The 16,934-nt window shown below is 39.5% G+C and carries 17 protein-coding genes and 1 pseudogene; 15 read left to right on the forward strand and 3 right to left on the reverse strand.

Annotated elements, in window-relative coordinates; genetic code table 11:
* Positions 1-8 precede the first annotated feature (8 nt).
* The 5 genes from V7121_RS14265 (at position 9) to V7121_RS14285 (ending at position 4,473) form a co-directional block, all read left to right on the forward strand.
* A complete protein-coding gene (locus V7121_RS14265) occupies positions 9-1,130 on the forward strand; it encodes a GerAB/ArcD/ProY family transporter (protein ID WP_335500273.1) in 1,122 nt (373 codons plus the stop codon).
* Positions 1,114-2,280, forward strand: coding sequence for a Ger(x)C family spore germination protein (locus tag V7121_RS14270; protein WP_335500272.1), 1,167 nt, complete (start codon positions 1,114-1,116; stop codon positions 2,278-2,280). Before V7121_RS14265 ends, V7121_RS14270 begins: the two co-directional genes overlap by 17 nt.
* Positions 2,281-2,361: 81 nt before the next feature.
* Positions 2,362-2,940, forward strand: coding sequence for an SCO family protein (locus V7121_RS14275; RefSeq protein ID WP_335500270.1), 579 nt, complete (start codon positions 2,362-2,364; stop codon positions 2,938-2,940).
* Between the two features lie 129 nt (positions 2,941-3,069).
* Positions 3,070-3,894, forward strand: coding sequence for an SGNH/GDSL hydrolase family protein (locus tag V7121_RS14280; RefSeq protein ID WP_335546882.1), 825 nt, complete (start codon positions 3,070-3,072; stop codon positions 3,892-3,894).
* Complete coding sequence (locus tag V7121_RS14285) at positions 3,895-4,473, forward strand: YpmS family protein (RefSeq protein WP_335500267.1); 579 nt, start codon at positions 3,895-3,897, stop codon at positions 4,471-4,473. It abuts the gene before it with no gap.
* Positions 4,474-4,505: 32 nt separating this feature from the next.
* Here the strand turns inward: V7121_RS14285 and V7121_RS14290 are convergent, their stop codons facing one another.
* Positions 4,506-5,258, reverse strand: coding sequence for a DUF4397 domain-containing protein (locus V7121_RS14290; RefSeq protein WP_335546884.1), 753 nt, complete (start codon positions 5,256-5,258; stop codon positions 4,506-4,508).
* 345 nt (positions 5,259-5,603) lie between these two features.
* On the opposite strand from V7121_RS14290, the pseudogene rsgA reads away from it, so the two are divergent.
* The 3 genes and pseudogenes from rsgA (at position 5,604) to msrB (ending at position 7,781) form a co-directional block, all read left to right on the forward strand.
* Positions 5,604-6,671, forward strand: a pseudogene (gene rsgA / locus V7121_RS14295) (ribosome small subunit-dependent GTPase A).
* A gap of 133 nt (positions 6,672-6,804) precedes the next feature.
* Positions 6,805-7,338 carry a peptide-methionine (S)-S-oxide reductase MsrA gene (msrA, locus tag V7121_RS14300; RefSeq protein ID WP_335500262.1) on the forward strand — a complete coding sequence of 178 codons (534 nt, stop codon included), beginning with the start codon at positions 6,805-6,807 and terminating at the stop codon, positions 7,336-7,338.
* Positions 7,339-7,340: 2 nt separating this feature from the next.
* Complete coding sequence (gene msrB, locus V7121_RS14305; protein WP_335500260.1) at positions 7,341-7,781, forward strand: peptide-methionine (R)-S-oxide reductase MsrB; 441 nt, start codon at positions 7,341-7,343, stop codon at positions 7,779-7,781.
* 21 nt (positions 7,782-7,802) lie between these two features.
* On the opposite strand, the gene V7121_RS14310 is transcribed toward msrB, so the two are convergent.
* Positions 7,803-8,393 carry a DUF502 domain-containing protein gene (locus tag V7121_RS14310; protein ID WP_335546904.1) on the reverse strand — a complete coding sequence of 197 codons (591 nt, stop codon included), beginning with the start codon at positions 8,391-8,393 and terminating at the stop codon, positions 7,803-7,805.
* 207 nt (positions 8,394-8,600) lie between these two features.
* Between V7121_RS14310 and V7121_RS24940 the strand changes: the two genes are divergently transcribed.
* Complete coding sequence (locus V7121_RS24940; protein ID WP_420490618.1) at positions 8,601-8,678, forward strand: YjcZ family sporulation protein; 78 nt, start codon at positions 8,601-8,603, stop codon at positions 8,676-8,678.
* 49 nt (positions 8,679-8,727) lie between these two features.
* Here the strand turns inward: V7121_RS24940 and V7121_RS14320 are convergent, their stop codons facing one another.
* The gene (locus V7121_RS14320; protein ID WP_335500256.1) at positions 8,728-10,089 is read right to left on the reverse strand and encodes a TrkH family potassium uptake protein; all 1,362 of its coding nucleotides are present in this window, start codon (positions 10,087-10,089) and stop codon (positions 8,728-8,730) included.
* Between the two features lie 169 nt (positions 10,090-10,258).
* Between V7121_RS14320 and V7121_RS14325 the strand changes: the two genes are divergently transcribed.
* From V7121_RS14325 to V7121_RS14350, 6 genes are all read left to right on the forward strand, one after another.
* Positions 10,259-11,593, forward strand: coding sequence for an aspartate aminotransferase family protein (locus tag V7121_RS14325; protein ID WP_335546885.1), 1,335 nt, complete (start codon positions 10,259-10,261; stop codon positions 11,591-11,593).
* Between the two features lie 61 nt (positions 11,594-11,654).
* A complete protein-coding gene (locus V7121_RS14330) occupies positions 11,655-12,305 on the forward strand; it encodes a CoA transferase subunit A (RefSeq protein WP_335500450.1) in 651 nt (216 codons plus the stop codon).
* On the forward strand, positions 12,290-12,955 hold the full coding sequence (locus V7121_RS14335; RefSeq protein WP_335546888.1) for a 3-oxoacid CoA-transferase subunit B: 666 nt from the start codon (positions 12,290-12,292) through the stop codon (positions 12,953-12,955). The genes V7121_RS14330 and V7121_RS14335 overlap by 16 nt, the downstream gene beginning before the upstream one ends.
* Before the next feature lie 29 nt (positions 12,956-12,984).
* Positions 12,985-14,253 carry a peptidase gene (locus tag V7121_RS14340; protein ID WP_335546890.1) on the forward strand — a complete coding sequence of 423 codons (1,269 nt, stop codon included), beginning with the start codon at positions 12,985-12,987 and terminating at the stop codon, positions 14,251-14,253.
* 164 nt (positions 14,254-14,417) lie between these two features.
* Entirely contained in the window at positions 14,418-15,272 is an 855-nt protein-coding gene (gene ablB / locus V7121_RS14345) for a putative beta-lysine N-acetyltransferase (RefSeq protein WP_335500249.1), read from the forward strand.
* Between the two features lie 65 nt (positions 15,273-15,337).
* Entirely contained in the window at positions 15,338-16,732 is a 1,395-nt protein-coding gene (locus V7121_RS14350) for a sigma-54 interaction domain-containing protein (RefSeq protein WP_335546892.1), read from the forward strand.
* Positions 16,733-16,934: the final 202 nt, after the last annotated feature.

Genomic DNA, 16,934 nt, shown 5'->3' on the forward strand with positions numbered 1-16,934 from the left:
CGGTCAGAATGAAAATAGATTTACATCCAAAAGAAGGATTATTAGTGAATGCATTCTTGGTCCTGTTTTTTATCAATGCTGCACAAACAGGAGTTGGGGTGATCGGACTACCTAGGATTGTATTTTTAGCGGCAAAGCATGATTCATGGATCTCTGTTTTTCTCGGTGGATTATTTACGTCATTTGTTTTAACCATGATGGTACTCATGTTGAAGAAATATGATAGTGCCGACTTATATGGAATTCAGGTAGATGTATTTGGAAAGTGGATAGGAAATGCGTTGAACATTTTTTATATGTCCTATTTGAGCATAAGCTTTTTTGTTATCCTAATGAATTATATCGAAATTGTTCAAGTATGGATCTTTCCGGATTTACCAACATGGCAAATCTCACTTGCATTGATTTTGCTAACCATTTATGCCGTCAATGGAGGCATCCGGATTGTTGTCGGAGTGGCATTTCTTTCAGTCGTAGGGACAACGTGGATGACATTTATATTAATTGTACCGATGGAATATGCAGACCCTAAAAATCTGCTGCCACTCATGAATACAGATATAAAGCACATCTTAAATGGTGTCTATAAAACATCGCTGTCACTCATGGGATTTGAACTTCTCATGTTCTTATATCCATATGTGAAAGATAAAAAAAAGGTTTTTCTCTACTCACAAATAGGTAATTTAATTACGACGTTTATTTTTACAGCGATTACTATGGTATGTATAACATTCTTTGCCGAAAATGGGCTGGCTCGGACGATCTGGCCAGTTTTATCAATGTTTAAAATTGTTAGGTTACCAAACCTCGAACGTTTTGAGTTTATTGCTGTTTCATTTTGGATGCTAATTATCCTACCAAACATGTGCTGTTATTTATGGGCTGCATCAAAGGGATTCAGTCGGATCATTAAATGGAAGCAAAAAAAGGGGATTTGGATTATTGGCATCCTAGCATGGGGTGGGTCGTTTTTTATTAAAGCAAGATATCAAATGAATGAATTAACTGATTTTGTTGCGCATCTTGGCTTTTTAACTGCCTTTTGCTATCCAGTCCTTCTTTCAGTGCTAGTATTGGTGAAAAAATGGTTCCAAGGGAGGAAACAATCAAGTGTGGAGGACTCATAATTGCAAACTCATTCTTTTGACCATTTGTTTGATAATGATGATACTTAGTGCTGGATGTGTGCAGCAAAAGCCGCTCGAAAAATTAGGACTTATTACGATGTCGGGTTACGATTTAGAGGGGAAAAACATACTCAAAGGAACTGTTGTTGTCCAAAAATTTGATCCTATGACTCAAGCGGCAACGAAAGTTATCACATCAAAGGCAAAAACAAGCAAAGGATTAAGGCAGGAGGAAAATCTCCAATCCAACCAAAAGCTTGTATCAGGACAGCTCCGTTCAGTAGTCTACAGTCGTGACCTAGCTAAAAAGGGGATTATTCAGCTCGTTGATACTTTAAACCGTGATTCGTCCATTGGGAATATGGTCTATCTAACTGTTGCCGATCAGACTGCTTCAGAAATATTGGATATTGAAAATGATAATAAAGGAAATTTAAATCTAGGGACATATATGTACAATTTAATTAAACAAAATGTGGAGGGGGAACAAATTATCTCCCCAACCCTGCATGAGTTTAACCATAATTATTATGATATTGGGAAGGATCCTGTTCTCCCGATTTTAAAAGTCAAAGGAAAAGATGTAATTATTTCTGGATTAGGCCTGTTTAAAGATGACCGTTTGGTTGATGAAATGAAACACGGTGATCTATTCTATTTGAAAATATTGATTGATAAATATCGGGCCGGTACAAAAGAAATCGGGTTTAAGAAGGACCAATTAAAGAAGATCATCTTGAAAGATGAAAATTATACAAAGAAACCAATATACAGTAAAATTTATGTCGCGATTGATAATATTCGAAGTAAAACGAAAATTAAATTGGTTGATAAAAAAAACCTTCGCTTTCAAGTGGAAGTTCGCTTGGATTCCAGAGTTTTAGAGACGACACAGGCTTTGGAATTAGGGAAACCTTCATCTATAAAGTTCCTTGAAAAGAAATTTAATGAGGCGATGGAAAAGAAAATTGAAAAGATTGTACTTCATTTCAAGGAATTGGGAATTGACCCGATTGGATTCGGAAATGAATACGAGGCCCACTTAAGGGGGAAAACAATTTCAAAGAAGGAGTGGGATAGTAAATATAAGGAATCAACCTTCGATATTGTCGTCAAGAATACAATCAAACGAACTGGTGTCATTGATTAACAAGCCATTTCCTTTCTTCTTTTTCAAATCTTTGTTAAACTATTCACGATATGGAAAAGAAAAAGGGTTGCGGGTGATTATATGAAAGCACGGTTTTTGGTAATTATTTTAGTTCTATCATCTCTACTAATGTCGGCCTGTGGACAAAAAGAAATAGAAAATGCCGTCGACTGGCCAATTAAGGACTTTTCAGTGACAAAGCAAGATAATCAGTCGTTTGGACTACAGGATTTAAAAGGCAAGGTGTGGGTTTCAGACTTTATTTTCACCAGCTGTGTGGATGTGTGTCCACCAATGACTGCTAATTTGGTGAAATTACAAAAACTGGTGAAAGAGGAAGGCTTGAAAAACATTGAGTTTGTCTCTTTTAGTGTTGATCCGACCGTTGATACACCGGAAGTATTGACTCGTTATGCGGAACAATACCAAATCGATTTCAACAATTGGAACTTCCTTACTGGCTATTCACAGGAGTTCATTGAAAATTTCGCCTTGAAAAATTACAAAGCACTAGTCAAAAAGCCGCAAGAGGGAAATCAAGTAATCCATGGGACCTCCCTTTATTTAGTTGACCAACAAGGACATATTAAAAAATCCTATGAAGGTTACAAAAATGTTCCGTTTGAAGAAATCATTCATGATATGAAAGCATTGCAATAGACCTTTGGAAGGTCTATTTTTTTTGGCAGGAATAGGATATCGTACATATTGTTTTGAATGTGCCAAGCCGTGCTATAATATAGTAAAACTTTAAATATAAAAATAATTAGAAGGCAGGTGAAATAAAATATGAGAAAGCTTCTCCCCCTTCTAATTCTCTCTATATTATTCCTATCTTCATGTAATCAAGCTGACCAATGGGCGTTACATTCTGAAAAGAAAACAGTGGCTCAGGCCTTTGCGCAGGTTCCCGCAGATTTTGTTCCTCGAAAAATAACGGTCTTATCTGCCGGTGATTCGCTCACTCAAGGAATTGGCGATAGTACAAACAAAGGCGGCTACTTGCCCTATTTAGAAACCATGCTTGAAAAAGAGAAGGGCATCAAAGAAGTAGATTTTTATAACTATGGTGTGAAAGGCAATCGGACGACGCAACTGATTAAAAGGCTAAAATCAGCGGAAATGAAAGAACCTTTACAAAAGGCAGATCTAGTTATTCTTACGATTGGTGGCAACGATATTATCAAAGTGGTTAAGGACAATATTGGAAACCTCCAACTTTCCACGTTTACCGCCGAAAAAGAATCTTATCAGAAACATTTAACACAAATTATTGACCTAATCGTCCAGGAAAATCCCGATGCCTCCATTGTGTTAGTGGGGTTATATAATCCATTTTCTAAATGGTTCTCAGAAATTAAAGAACTTGATGAAATCGTAGTTGACTGGAATAAAACTGGTAAAGCGGTTGTTGCAAATTACCCAAGTGCCTATTTTGTCTCGATTGAAGATATATTTTTAAATGCAAATGAAGACCTTTTGTTTACTGATAATTTCCACCCGAATGACAAAGGCTACGAGCTGATTGCTCAAAGATTGAATCAGACCCTAGAAGCACAGGTATTGCCTGAATTGAATAAAACACGATATATGGTAAATAAAGAGGAGAATTAGATGAAAAACAAATGGAAAATAGGATTCCTAGCCTTGCTGGGTATCAACCTTTTGTTCGCTATAATTATATTGTCATTGGTTATGTTTCCGGCTAAAGGCCCGCAAACAAGCAAGTTGAAAGGACCAATGGGGGAACATGTTTCCTTTCATGTTAAATCGAACAAAAATGATTTAAATAAGCTGGTTAACCATTATCTTGAAGAAGAGGCGGTGGATTCATCGATTGACTATCGGGTCCTTCTTGGAGATGAGGTTGAACTGTATGGCACCTTGCCATTTTTTAGTGAGGAATTGAATATGGAGTTAACCTTTAAGCCGAGCGCTTTGGAAAATGGTGATTTAGTATTAAAGCAGAATTCAATGACAATCGGTAGTTTACACCTGCCAATTTCGTATGTTTTGAATTTTATTAGCGAAAACTATAAGATTCCTAAAGGTGTCGACATTAGACCAAAGGACCAACTAATTTATGTTCATATGCAGCAATTAAAATTAAAAAGTGATATCAAACTAAAAGCGGACAAATTTGATTTAAAAAAGGATGATATCGCTTTTACGATTTTAGTTCCAGTGAAGTAGGTGCCTCGTATTTAGGAGGCACCTATTTTCTTCTAATCCTTAATTTTAATATATTGGAATTCTCGTTCATTATTAGAAAGAGCAGCAAAGACAATGGTATAGCTTTCATTAGGCATAAATTGAACCCTTGGCATCGGCAGTAATACATTCTTCGTGTCAGCTTCTCTAGCCTCTAAATCAACGGTCATCGGAGTTAGGCCCAAATATTCAGTGGATTGCTTATAGGACACTTTCGGAAAGACGACATCTCTATCTTTCACAGCAATATCCAATGGAGGAGTAGCTGGTGACAAGTGAATAAATCGAACTTTGGATTCATTTACCGGGACCCTTGGTTTGTTTTGATAAACCAATAAGCGCATTTTCTTTACTGAATCAATAGTGGCAAGTGTGTATGATTTACCAGGTTCCAAGGTAATTTTTTTGTTTAAAACGCTGTCGACCATATTTCCTGCTGGGTAAATATCAATATGATGTTTCCCAGCTTTTAATGTTAGATAGTTACTTACATTTATAAATGGTAGGTCTCTGACCACTCGTTTTCCGTCTATATAAATATCTACATTTGGGGAATCATTTGAGGTATGAAGGAAGCGGACAGTGGCCTCACCATGCAATGGTTGGGGATTTGTTCTCATGAAGTTCATCGCTTTATTCATGTATTTTAGATGTTTTAGATAATACTGCATGTGTAAGTTCGGAAATGAGTATTTATAAAATTGGGCTAACTCATTATACATAGCTGCTCTTTGAAGATAATCGGAATAAGTTCTTTTCTCAGACATATTATCAACTCCTGTCATTTAGATTTACACGATAATTTATTCAAGCTTAAATAGGTAGGTGTCTAACTTCTGCTGCACAAATATGGAATATTTTTATTTTTTATTTACAAATGGAAATTTTACACATATACTTATAACAAATATGTTAGAAAGTGGGTGACGTGCAATGTTAATTGAAACGATGAGAGTTTTCCGTTATTTGAATATCGTTGTTTGCACAGCCCAATGTTTAACTCGTTAGGGTTCCTTTGTCCTTTATTCCAAAAAAGCGAATAAAACCATGGGCTGTGTATGCCTGTGGTTTTTTATTATGAAAAAATAAATAATATTCGCGGAGGAATAAACATGAATTTAGCAACAATGGGTTTAACTGAAAAAATAAAAAATGATTTTTATACTTTAAATACAAATGAAGAAATGATTCTTGGTCGTGTTGCACTTGAACATAAACGAATGTACAGGGTTTGGACAGAGCAGGGTGAATTATTATGTGAGGTTTCGGGACGTTTTAGTTTTAATGCCCTTAATCGAGAGGACTTCCCGGCTGTTGGTGATTAGGTTGCACTTAAGCCGAGGAGTAACGAAGGAAAAGGAACGATTTTGGCCATCATGCCGCGGAAAAGTAAATTTTCAAGAAAATCTGCAGGCCTGACTGCCGAAGAGCAAATAGTTGCGACCAACGTTGACACTGTATTTCTCGTCAATTCTCTGAATGAAGATTTGAATTTAAGAAGAATTGAACGCTATTTGCTGCTTGCCTGGGAGAGTGGGGCAAATCCTGTAATTATTCTGAGTAAGGCGGACCTTTGTCACGACCTTGAACTGAAGTTAATTGAAGTGGAAGCGATTAGCTTAGGAGGCGTTCCCGTTATTGCTGTGAGTGCAGAAACAATGAGCGGATTTGAGAAAATTGAACCATTCTTGCAGCCTGGTGAAACGATCGCTTTACTTGGTTCCTCAGGGGTAGGGAAATCAACGTTAACAAATCGCCTTTTAGGAAGGGAAAAACAAGTGGTTCAGGATATACGTTTGACAGATGATAAAGGGCGTCATACCACAACGCACCGTGAACTAATTCTTCTCCCTAATGGGTGTGTATTAATTGATACCCCGGGAATGAGGGAACTACAGCTTTGGGAGAGCACAGACGGCTTAACGGAAACCTTTTCAGAAATTGAACAACTATCCTCTACTTGTCGCTACCGCGATTGTCAACATAAGAATGAGCCTGGCTGTGCGGTTGTAAAAGCGATTCAAGATGGATTACTCTTAGTGGAACGGTTAACCAGTTACAATAAACTTCAAAAGGAATTAGCCTTTATCGAAAGAAAGGCTGATAAACGCGCCCAAGCAGAAGTTAAAAAGCAATGGAAGAGTATCAACAAACAAATTAAACAGCGCAAGAATTATTAAATAGGGTAAGCTGAACAAGTTAGGTCGATGCAGGCTATACTTGTTCAGCTTTTTATATGGTCAGAAAATTTTCTTTTTCCGTTTACTTTCTGTATACTCGTACTCAAAGCCAAATATATTTAAGGGGTGGCGTATGGAAAAGAATTATCAAGTAGCAACGTTTGCCGGCGGTTGTTTTTGGTGTATGGTAAAACCATTTGATGAGCAGCCAGGAATTAAGAGTGTAATTTCCGGTTATACTGGCGGCAGTGTTGAAAACCCGACATATGAACAAGTTTGTTCGGATACAACCGGTCACTATGAAGCTGTCCAAATTACCTATGACCCTGACATCTTTCCTTATGAAAAATTGCTTGAATTATTCTGGCAGCAAATCGACCCAACTGACCCAGGCGGCCAGTTTTATGACAGAGGGCAATCCTACCAAACAGCGATTTTCTACCAAGACGAAACACAAAAAGAGCTTGCTGAACAATCCAAGCAAGCCTTACAGGAAAGTGGCCGTTTTACAAAACCAATTGTGACACCTATTTTGCCGGCGAAGACTTTTTACCCAGCCGAAGATTATCACCAGCACTATTATAAGAAAAATCGCGCACATTATGAATCCTATCATGTAGGCTCCGGACGAGCTGGTTTTATTCAGAGTCATTGGAGGGGAAAATAATTATGAAAAACAAAGACCTTGATCGACTAAAAAAGGATTTAACACCAATCCAATTTGAAGTCACACAAAATAATGGGACGGAACCTCCGTTTCGAAATGAATACTGGAATGAAACAAGAGAAGGAATTTATGTGGACCTTGTTTCAGGAAAACCGTTGTTTAGCTCGCTAGATAAGTTTGATGCCGGCTGCGGCTGGCCGAGTTTTACCAAACCCATTGAAGACGAAGAAGTGATTGAGAAAGCTGATTTCAGTCATTTTATGACACGGACCGAAGTTAGAAGTAAATCGGCTGATTCCCATTTGGGACACGTGTTTCCTGATGGACCGGAACCAACTGGCCTGCGCTATTGTATCAACTCAGCGGCCTTACGGTTTATTCCAAAAGATCAGCTTGAAGAAGAAGGTTACGGGGAATTTGCTAAGCTATTTGAAGCAAAATAATAAAGCCGCATTTGCGGCTTTTTATTTTGCCTTTTGTTTGGAGGTTGATGTCATCCCGCCGGAGAGGATAAATTTCATGGCTTCCTCAGGTTTAACATCAATGACTTCTACCTGTTCCTTAGGAATCAAAAAGGTAAACCCTGCCACTTGAAAGGTTTGAGGTATATACACGGCCACATGGTCTTTTAACGGAGAATAAAAATCCTCTAATTGTTCAGAGGTAATAAACCCGAGGCTCCGCATTTCGGTTCCTGGTATCACAACTAGCGCAACTTTGGAAAAGGATTTTTTTTCGCCTAAAAAGGATTGTACGGTGTCCTTAATGACGGAATAGATGGTTTTAACGACAGGGATTTTATCAAGCAGGATATCAATCCATCTGATAATTTTCCCTGAAAAATATTTCGTAGACATCCATCCTAAAACTGTAATCAAGATAATGGTTGACAGTAATCCAATCCCCGGGATGTAATCCTCCTTTAAATATGGTCTCAGGGTATTCCCCAGCAAGCCATCCAAGAAAAGAAAAGTTTTGTAAATAACATAGACCACAAGGATGATAGGGACAATGGTTAAAATACCGTTAATAAAATTTTTCACTATTGATTTCATCATTTCACCCACAATTTTTTATCATTGTCTTTCATAATATAGGCGAATGCACAGACGGGTCAAGTACCTACTTCATATTGTAACAGTGTTAAGAAACAATTTTGTGAGGAGTGAGAATGAATGTACGGTTATGGTGGCGGTTTTGGTGGTTGTGGTGTTGGTTGCGGTTACCCTGCATATCCAGTAGGTCCGGTAGGAGGCTGTGGAATTGGCGGAGGATTTGCGCTAATTGTCGTTCTATTTATCCTATTGATTATCATCGGGGCAAGCTGGGGCTGTTGTTAATTGAATGAGATAAAGGCTGACTTTGACAGGTCAGCCGTTTTCATTTTATTTATCCTATCGGTACTTTCTCTTTGGGGTATTTGATTTTCTCCTTACTGTCTTTGTTTCTTAAAATCAGTAAGCAAGTAACAATTCCAACCCTCCCGATAAACATAAGGATGATAATGAGAATTTGTCCGAATGTAGATAATCTAGGTGTTAACCCCAACGACAATCCATTCGTTCCAAACGCAGATGAGACCTCGAAAATGACCTCAAGGACAGTCCCATTTTCAGTCATCGATAATACTAAAATAGAAAAAATACATAATAACGCGGCCGTTGTGACAACGATAAAGGATTTCATTACATCCTCATTAAGCAGTTCCCTTTTAAAGATTTTAACCGAGCTTTTTCCTTGTGCGTAAAATATGATTGCTAAAATAATGATGGCAAACGTAGTGGTTCGAATTCCTCCGCTCGCACTGCTTGGTGAGCCGCCGATGAACATTAAGATCGACAGAAATAGTTGGTTGCTCGGTGTAAAATCATTGATGTCCATGGTCGCTAACCCAGCACTTTTCGTTGTGACAGAATTAAATAACGAATAGAAAAAAGATTGATGCCAATTTTTATCAGAAAAAAAGTGATGACTATCAAAAATGAAGATAATTAATGCACCAAAGAGGGTAAGAAGAACAAACGTTATCGTAGTCAACTTTGTATAAAGCGTGAAATGAAATTTCTTCCGTTTATTCAGGTTTAAGAAAAATTCATACACCTCAGTCATGACCGGAAAGCCAATCGCCCCTACAATCATCAACAAAATAATCACCGTTTGTACATAATAGTCCCCGCTATAAGGACTCAGTGATGCATCGGTAAGATCAAATCCAGCATTGGTCGTGGCACTAATGGATGCGAAAAATCCATGTTTGAATGCAGAAAAAGTTCCATCAAAATAGTTCATAAATCGAAACCCCAAAATGATTCCACCCACAAATTCAAACGAAATAAAAATAATTAAGACCCGTTTTGCCAGTTGGACCAATCCCGATAGGTTTGATTGATTTTGATCAATCATAATCAGTTGTCTTTCCTTTAAGCCTACTTTTTTCCCAAGCATGATCCAAAGGAAGGTACTTAAAGACATGACCCCTAATCCACCCAATTGGAGAATGATACATAAGAGAAATATTCCGAAATTATTAAAGGTGTCTTTAATGGAAATGACACTCAATCCCGTAACACTGATGGCACTAGCTGAGGTAAACAAAGCTTCAATAAAACTTAGCGAAACATTTTCGCGGTGGGCTATTGGAATTTTTAATAAAAGTGTCGAGACGAGTAGGGCTGAGAAATAGAAAATAACGATTAATTGAATTGTGGAAAACTCTTTCTTTTTAAACTTCATTTTTTTAATTGTACTCATCGGATTCATTCCTTCTTTATTCTAACAGTAATTCTATCTGAATCCTCTTAAATTGTAAAAGAGTGCTTTACTGTCCTGTTTTTCTTTTATAAATAACACGAAAGAAACATATTAAACATTCATACAATTTCTATAAGGCCTGCCTAATTTAATAAGGAAGTGAATCCCTATGGATCATTCTTTTCTAATAAAGCCAATGCTTGATGACATCTATCCTGTTATTGACTATGGGAAAGGAATTTATTTATTTGATACAGATGGAAACAAGTATTTAGATGCAGCTTCCGGTGCAGTAACGGCCAATATTGGTCATGGGGTACCTGAAATTATTGAAGCCATGAATGAACAGGCGAAAAAGGTTTCGTTTGTGTATCGCTCTCAATTTACGAGTGATGCCGCTGAAAATTTGGCAAGTAAGCTTGCTGGTATGCTACCTGGGGATCTTAATTGGTGTTTCTTCGTGAACAGTGGTTCTGAGGCGACAGAAACGGCTATGAAAATGGCGATTCAATATTGGCAGGAACAAGGGGTGCAAACGAAATCCAAAGTACTTTCAAGATGGGTAAGCTACCATGGGATTACCTTAGGAGCCCTTTCGATGTCTGGGCATACAAGTAGGAGAGCAAGGTTTGTCCCACTATTAGAGGATTTTCCAGTCATCCATCCCCCCTATTGTTACCGCTGCCCATATAACCTCGAGTCCACGAGCTGTAACTATTTATGTGCCCATGAGCTGGAAACGGCAATTAGGCGGATTGGAGCGAATCAAATCGCCGCTTTTATTGCCGAACCCGTAATCGGTGCGGCAGGCGGAGCCATCGCCCCGCCCCCAGACTATTATAAGGTCTTAAAGAAAATATGTGAGGACTATGATATCCTGTTTATCGCTGATGAAGTCATGACAGGCTGCGGCCGGACCGGAACGATGCTAGCCTGTGAACAATGGGGAATCACTCCTGATATTGTCGCTTTAGGAAAAGGGATGGGTGCGGGGTATGCTTCAATTGCCGCAGCCATCGCCAGTGAAAAAGTTATCAAACCGATATTGGCTGGAACTAAGGCTGTCATGAGCGGTCATACTTTAAGTGCCAATCCCCAGGCATGTGCAGCTGCCTTAGCCGTGCTTGAATATTTAGAGGATAACAATATTATCCAAGAGGTTGAAAGAAAAGGTGTGTACTTAAAGGACCAGCTGAAAAATTTACAGCGACTCTTCCCGTTTATTGGGGATGTCCGTGGCAAAGGGTTGTTACTTGGAATCGAGTTTGTTCAGAATGCAGTTTCCAAAACACCATATCCAAGAAACGAGATGGTAACTCAAAAAATGGTTGAGATTGCGAAAGAAAAAGGGCTACTTGTCTATCCAGCAGGCGCAGGTCTTGATGGAATAAACGGCGACTCGATTATTATTTCACCACCACTGACCATTACTAAACAAGAAATAAATGAACTAGTCGATTTACTAAAAGAAACCTTTCAAGATTTTCATAATCAAGCGGGTTGAGTAAAGGGGGGATTAGTAAGTGGAAAATGCCTTTAGAAAGATTACCACAATCGATGCTGTGATGGAATATTTCCATGATGGAATGACCTTGATGTTTGGCGGCTTTGGCGGAGTGGGAACACCTCCAGGCTTGATTGATGCAATTCTTGAAAAGGGAGTCCGGGATCTCACATTAATAGGAAATGACACGGGCTTCCCGCATATTGGCATCGGGAAATTAGTAAGCCAGAAACGAGCTGCAAAGGTCATTGCCTCACATATTGGCTCTAATCCAATCGCAGGACAGCTGATGCATGAGGGGAAATTAGAGGTAGAGTTTTCACCACAGGGAATATTAGCGGAAAGAATTCGTGCGGGCGGTGTGGGTCTCCCAGCGATTTTGTCTGATATCGGTATGGACAATGAACTAGTTGTGAAAGGGAAACCATATATTTCTCTATCAGATAGGAGATATTTGGTTGAAACAGCCCTAACTTCAGAGGTTTCCATAGTCTATGCCAAGAAGGCAGATGAGTATGGGAATTTAATATATGACAAAAGTGCCCGCAATACCAATCCGTTAGTGGCAATGGCAGGAAATATCACGATTGCCGAAGTAGAAGAAATTGTCCCGCTTGGCAGTCTTGATCCCGACGCAATCATGACTCCTGGAGTGTTTGTGGATTATGTGATTTTATCGAAGGGGGTCAATTGGAAATGGGCTTGGGAGTAGACGTTCGAAATCAAATGGCTAAACGGGCTGCAGAGGAAATTCATTCGGGTATGGTTGTCAATCTTGGAATTGGAATCCCTTCGCTCGTTCCGAACCACCTATCCCGTGAGACAAAAGTAATGTTTCACGCTGAAAACGGCATTACCGGCATGGGACCCAGCCCTAATAAGGGTGAAGAAGATGAAAATTTATGTAATGCCGGAGGATTTCCCGTTACGCTGAACCAAGGCGGGTCTTACAGTGATAGTGCCGTTTCGTTTGGGATGATTCGCCGTGGCAGAGTGGATATAACCATTTTAGGTTCGCTTCAAGTCAGTAAAGACGGGGACCTGGCTAACTGGATTGTCCCTGGGAAAAAGGTGCCCGGAATGGGTGGCGCGATGGAGCTCGCCCAAAAAGCAAAAAAGGTGATTGTGGTTATGAATCATTGTGACAAACAAGGAAATCCCAAAATTGTCAGCTCTTGCACCTTGCCGTTAACTTCCTCTGCTTGTGTTGATCTCATTATCACTGATTTAGCGGTTTTCTCTGTAACGGGGGAGGGGCTGCTTTTAACAGAGTTGTTTGCTCCCTACAGTTTAGAAACGGTTGTCAATAAAACAGGCTGTGAATTCAAAATACGCGAAACAGTTCGTATGATTCCATACTAAGGAGAATCATTCTAAAAGGAGTGACTCGTTTGGACAATAATGAAATGCGCATCAAACGCTGGCTAAAGGAGAATCGAGCGCGTGGTGCCAGACTATTACAAATCCTTGTTAGGGAGAATAGCACGCGTGGAAATGAAAGTAGTACACAGGCGATTGTTATCGAAAAATGCCGACAGCTGGGTTTAACCCTTGATATTTGGGAAATCGACGCTGATGAATTAAAAGCACACCCCGCTTATTGTTGTGATCGTCATAGTTTCGAAGGGAACCCCAATTTGGTTGCCGTGTTAAAAGGGACGGGAGGAGGCAAATCAATCATATTAAATGGTCATATTGATGTCGTCCCCGTTGGTGATGAATTAACTTGGGACCATGATCCGTTCAGCGGGACGATTGAGAATGGGAAGCTATATGGAAGAGGATCCACCGACATGAAGGGAGGAAACGCCGCACTATTGATGGCAATCGAATCCATAATAGCAAATGGAATTAAACTGAAGGGTGATGTCATTTTTCAGAGTGTTATTGAAGAGGAAAGCGGTGGGGCTGGAACCCTTGCGGCTGTTCTCAGAGGATATCAAGCTGATGGAGCGATAATTCCTGAACCGACCAATTTGAAAATATTTCCTAAGCAGCAAGGTTCGATGTGGTTCAGAATTACTGTGAAGGGCAGGGCAGCACACGGCGGGACGCGATACAAAGGGGTCAGCGCCATTGAAAAAGCGCTTGTCGTTATTCAAAGTTTACAACAATTAGAGAAAAGTAGAAATGCCAGCATTACAGATCCTCTGTTTGAAAACATCCCCATTCCGATCCCAATCAATATCGGTAAACTCTTGAGTGGTGAATGGCCTTCTTCGGTACCTGACACTGCCATTATTGAAGGGAGAATGGGGGTTTCACCGGAAGAAACAATTCAATCAGCACAGGAGGAAATGGTTAAATTTCTTGGTGAGTTATATGAACAAGATGAGTGGCTCCATGAAAATCCGCTTAGGTTAGAGTGGTTTGGGGGAAGATGGCTGCCTGGCAGTCTCGAAAATGACCATCCCTTAATGAATGAATTGACGAAAAGTTTTATCGAAATTATGGGTAATAGTCCTATCGTTGAGGCAAGCCCATGGGGGACAGATGGCGGCATCCTTTCAACGATTGGAAATACACCCGTTGTTGTCTTTGGGCCAGGAATAACAGAAACAGCCCATGACGCTAATGAACATATCGTTCTTGAGGATATGTTTGCTGCCAGTGAAATTATCGCTTTAACTCTATTAAAATGGTGCGAAGTGGCGGAGTAAATAGAAATATTTTCCTCTTTTAATATTAATAATTGTTATAATTATATTAAAGAGATTCGTTTGAAGGATTTTATTGTGATGGAGTAATCTAAAAAATGTCTGGCTTATCTTGGCCAGACATTTTTTAGAGATTGCTAGGAAATTATCAAAAAAGGGTGAAACTGATGAACCAAACAGCATCCACTATTCTTATAGAGGAAAGCAGTTATTACCTCGAAATTTATCTTGATCCATTTAATAAACGGATTCGTGTCGATGATTATCGTGGTAATACAAAATTGCTCATTGAGAAGGCCGAAGAGCTGGTCGCAGTTCACAAGGCTGAAAAGTTAATTGTTAAAGTCCGTTCGAAAGATTACTTTACATTCCTAGAAAAAGGTCTTCAGCCGGAAGCCGTTGTTGACCGCTATTTCCTAGGTTCTGATGCTCATTTTTTTTCAAAGTTTTACACGCCAGAGCGCAAGAAAAATGATCATTGGGTGATTGAGGATGGGATGATTCACAGTATCTATCAATTAGATACGACCGTGCAAAAGGCGTTTCCACCAAAAGAATATGAGTTACACCAGGCGGATCAGAGTTGTGCCAAGGAACTTGCTGCACTCTACCGGCAGGTATTTCAAATTTATCCGACTCCGTTACATGATCCGGAGTATATCAAAAAGACCATGAAAGAGGGAACGATTTATTACACTTTCTTTTATCAAGGGAAAATCGTTAGTGCCGCCTCAGCGGAAGTTAATTCCTATTATAAAAATGCCGAACTAACGGATTGCGCCACATTGACGGAACACCGGAAATATGGGCTTATGAAAATTATTCTTCAGGAATTAGAAGTGGAGTTGAAACGGAAAGGAATTTATTGTGTGTATTCTATTGCCCGATCGTTATCTTTTGGAATGAATGCTGTGTTATTTCAATTGGGCTATTCGTATCGGGGCAGGTTTATGAATAATTGCTATATTTATGACAAGCTTGAAAATATGAATATGTGGGTAAAAAATCTGGCAACCTGCTAAAATTTCGGCTGATAAGTGCCGATTTCCTGGCACCTAGATGAATCGCAATAAGAGGTGGTGAATGAATGGTTATGTTAAACGCTTTAACCCAAGAAGTTCTTACCGCTATTCTAAAAGGCATCGATGAAGGGATTCATGTGGTTAATACAGAAGGGAAAACTATTTTTTATAATGAAGTCGCTGCTAAACACGATGGTATGAATGTGAAGGAAGTGCAGGGTAAGTATTTAATTGATGCCTTTCCTTCCCTTACTGAAGAATCGAGCACGTTGTTAAAGGTAATGAAAACGGGAAAGCCCATTTACAACCAAACTCAGGTTTATATGAACTTGCATGGGACAAGAATCGATACGATTAACACAACTCTGCCTATCTTCCTCGGTGACAACATTATTGGCGCGGTGGAAATTGCCAAGGATTATTCGCGAATGAAATTGCTTGCGGAGCGACTATTAGACTTACAAAAAGGGTTGAATAAAAGCCCAAAGAAAAAAGTGTTGAAGCAGGTTACTTATACTTTGAATGATTTAATGACAGTCAATCCGGATTTTCAACGGATTAAAGCAGTGGCTAAGAAGTTAGCAAAATCTAATGCTCCCATTCTCGTTTATGGTGAATCAGGTACAGGAAAAGAACTATTCGTTCAAGGAGTGCATCATGAATCCCTTCGCTCAAGCGAACCGTTTATTGCTCAAAACTGCGCGGCCATTCCTGAAACACTTTTGGAAAGCATCCTTTTTGGGACCGCCAAAGGGAGCTATACTGGTGCAGTTGACCGGAAAGGGTTATTTGAACTGGCTGATGGTGGTACCCTTTTCCTTGATGAATTACATACGATGCCGATTGAACTCCAAGCAAAACTATTGAGGGTATTAGAGGACGGCATGGTCCGAAGAGTCGGCAGTTCTCAGAATATTTCTGTGAATGTGCGTGTGATCGCCGCCATGAATGTTTATCCAAGTGATGCCCTTCAAAATCAAACCTTACGCGCGGACCTTTACTACCGCCTCAATGTATTTACTTTTTCTCTTATTCCTTTACGGGATCGGAATGAAGATATCCTTTTTTTAACAGAGCATTTTATCAATGAATTTAATCAAAAACTGGGGAAGCTTATTAGTGGTTGCGAAATGAAGTTGGAGCGATTTTTACTTAATTATCAATGGCCAGGGAATGTAAGGGAATTAAAACATACGATTGAATATATGATGAATGTTTGTGAAGCAAACCGGTTGAGATATGAAGACTTACCTAACATGCTAAGACACCTTCCCGAACTAATCCCAAGTAATCAAGGCGAAATGGAAAATCTTTCTTTAAGAAAAAATATCGAAAAGTTAGAGAAGGAACTGATTCTCAATGCTCTTGAGATAACAGAAGGAAACATTAATCAAGCAGCAAAACTTCTAGAGATTCCTAGGCAGACCTTACAATATAAATTAAAAAAAATAGCAGACTAGCCGCCGAGTTTTCGGCGGTATTTTATTTGTCAATGTGAGCACTATCTGGCTCCAGCGCCCAACGGCTAGTGTCCTTCGCTCTCCGCCCTACGATAAGTCAACATCGAATCGCTTACGCTCTCCGTGTTTCCTTTATCTCAGTTGGAGCGCTCCAGGCCATACGCCGCTAAACGGGCGCTTGCGCCTTTTGTTCTTATGGAAA

This window comes from Neobacillus drentensis, assembly GCF_036962125.1.
GTDB lineage: Bacteria > Bacillota > Bacilli > Bacillales > Cytobacillaceae > Neobacillus > Neobacillus drentensis_B.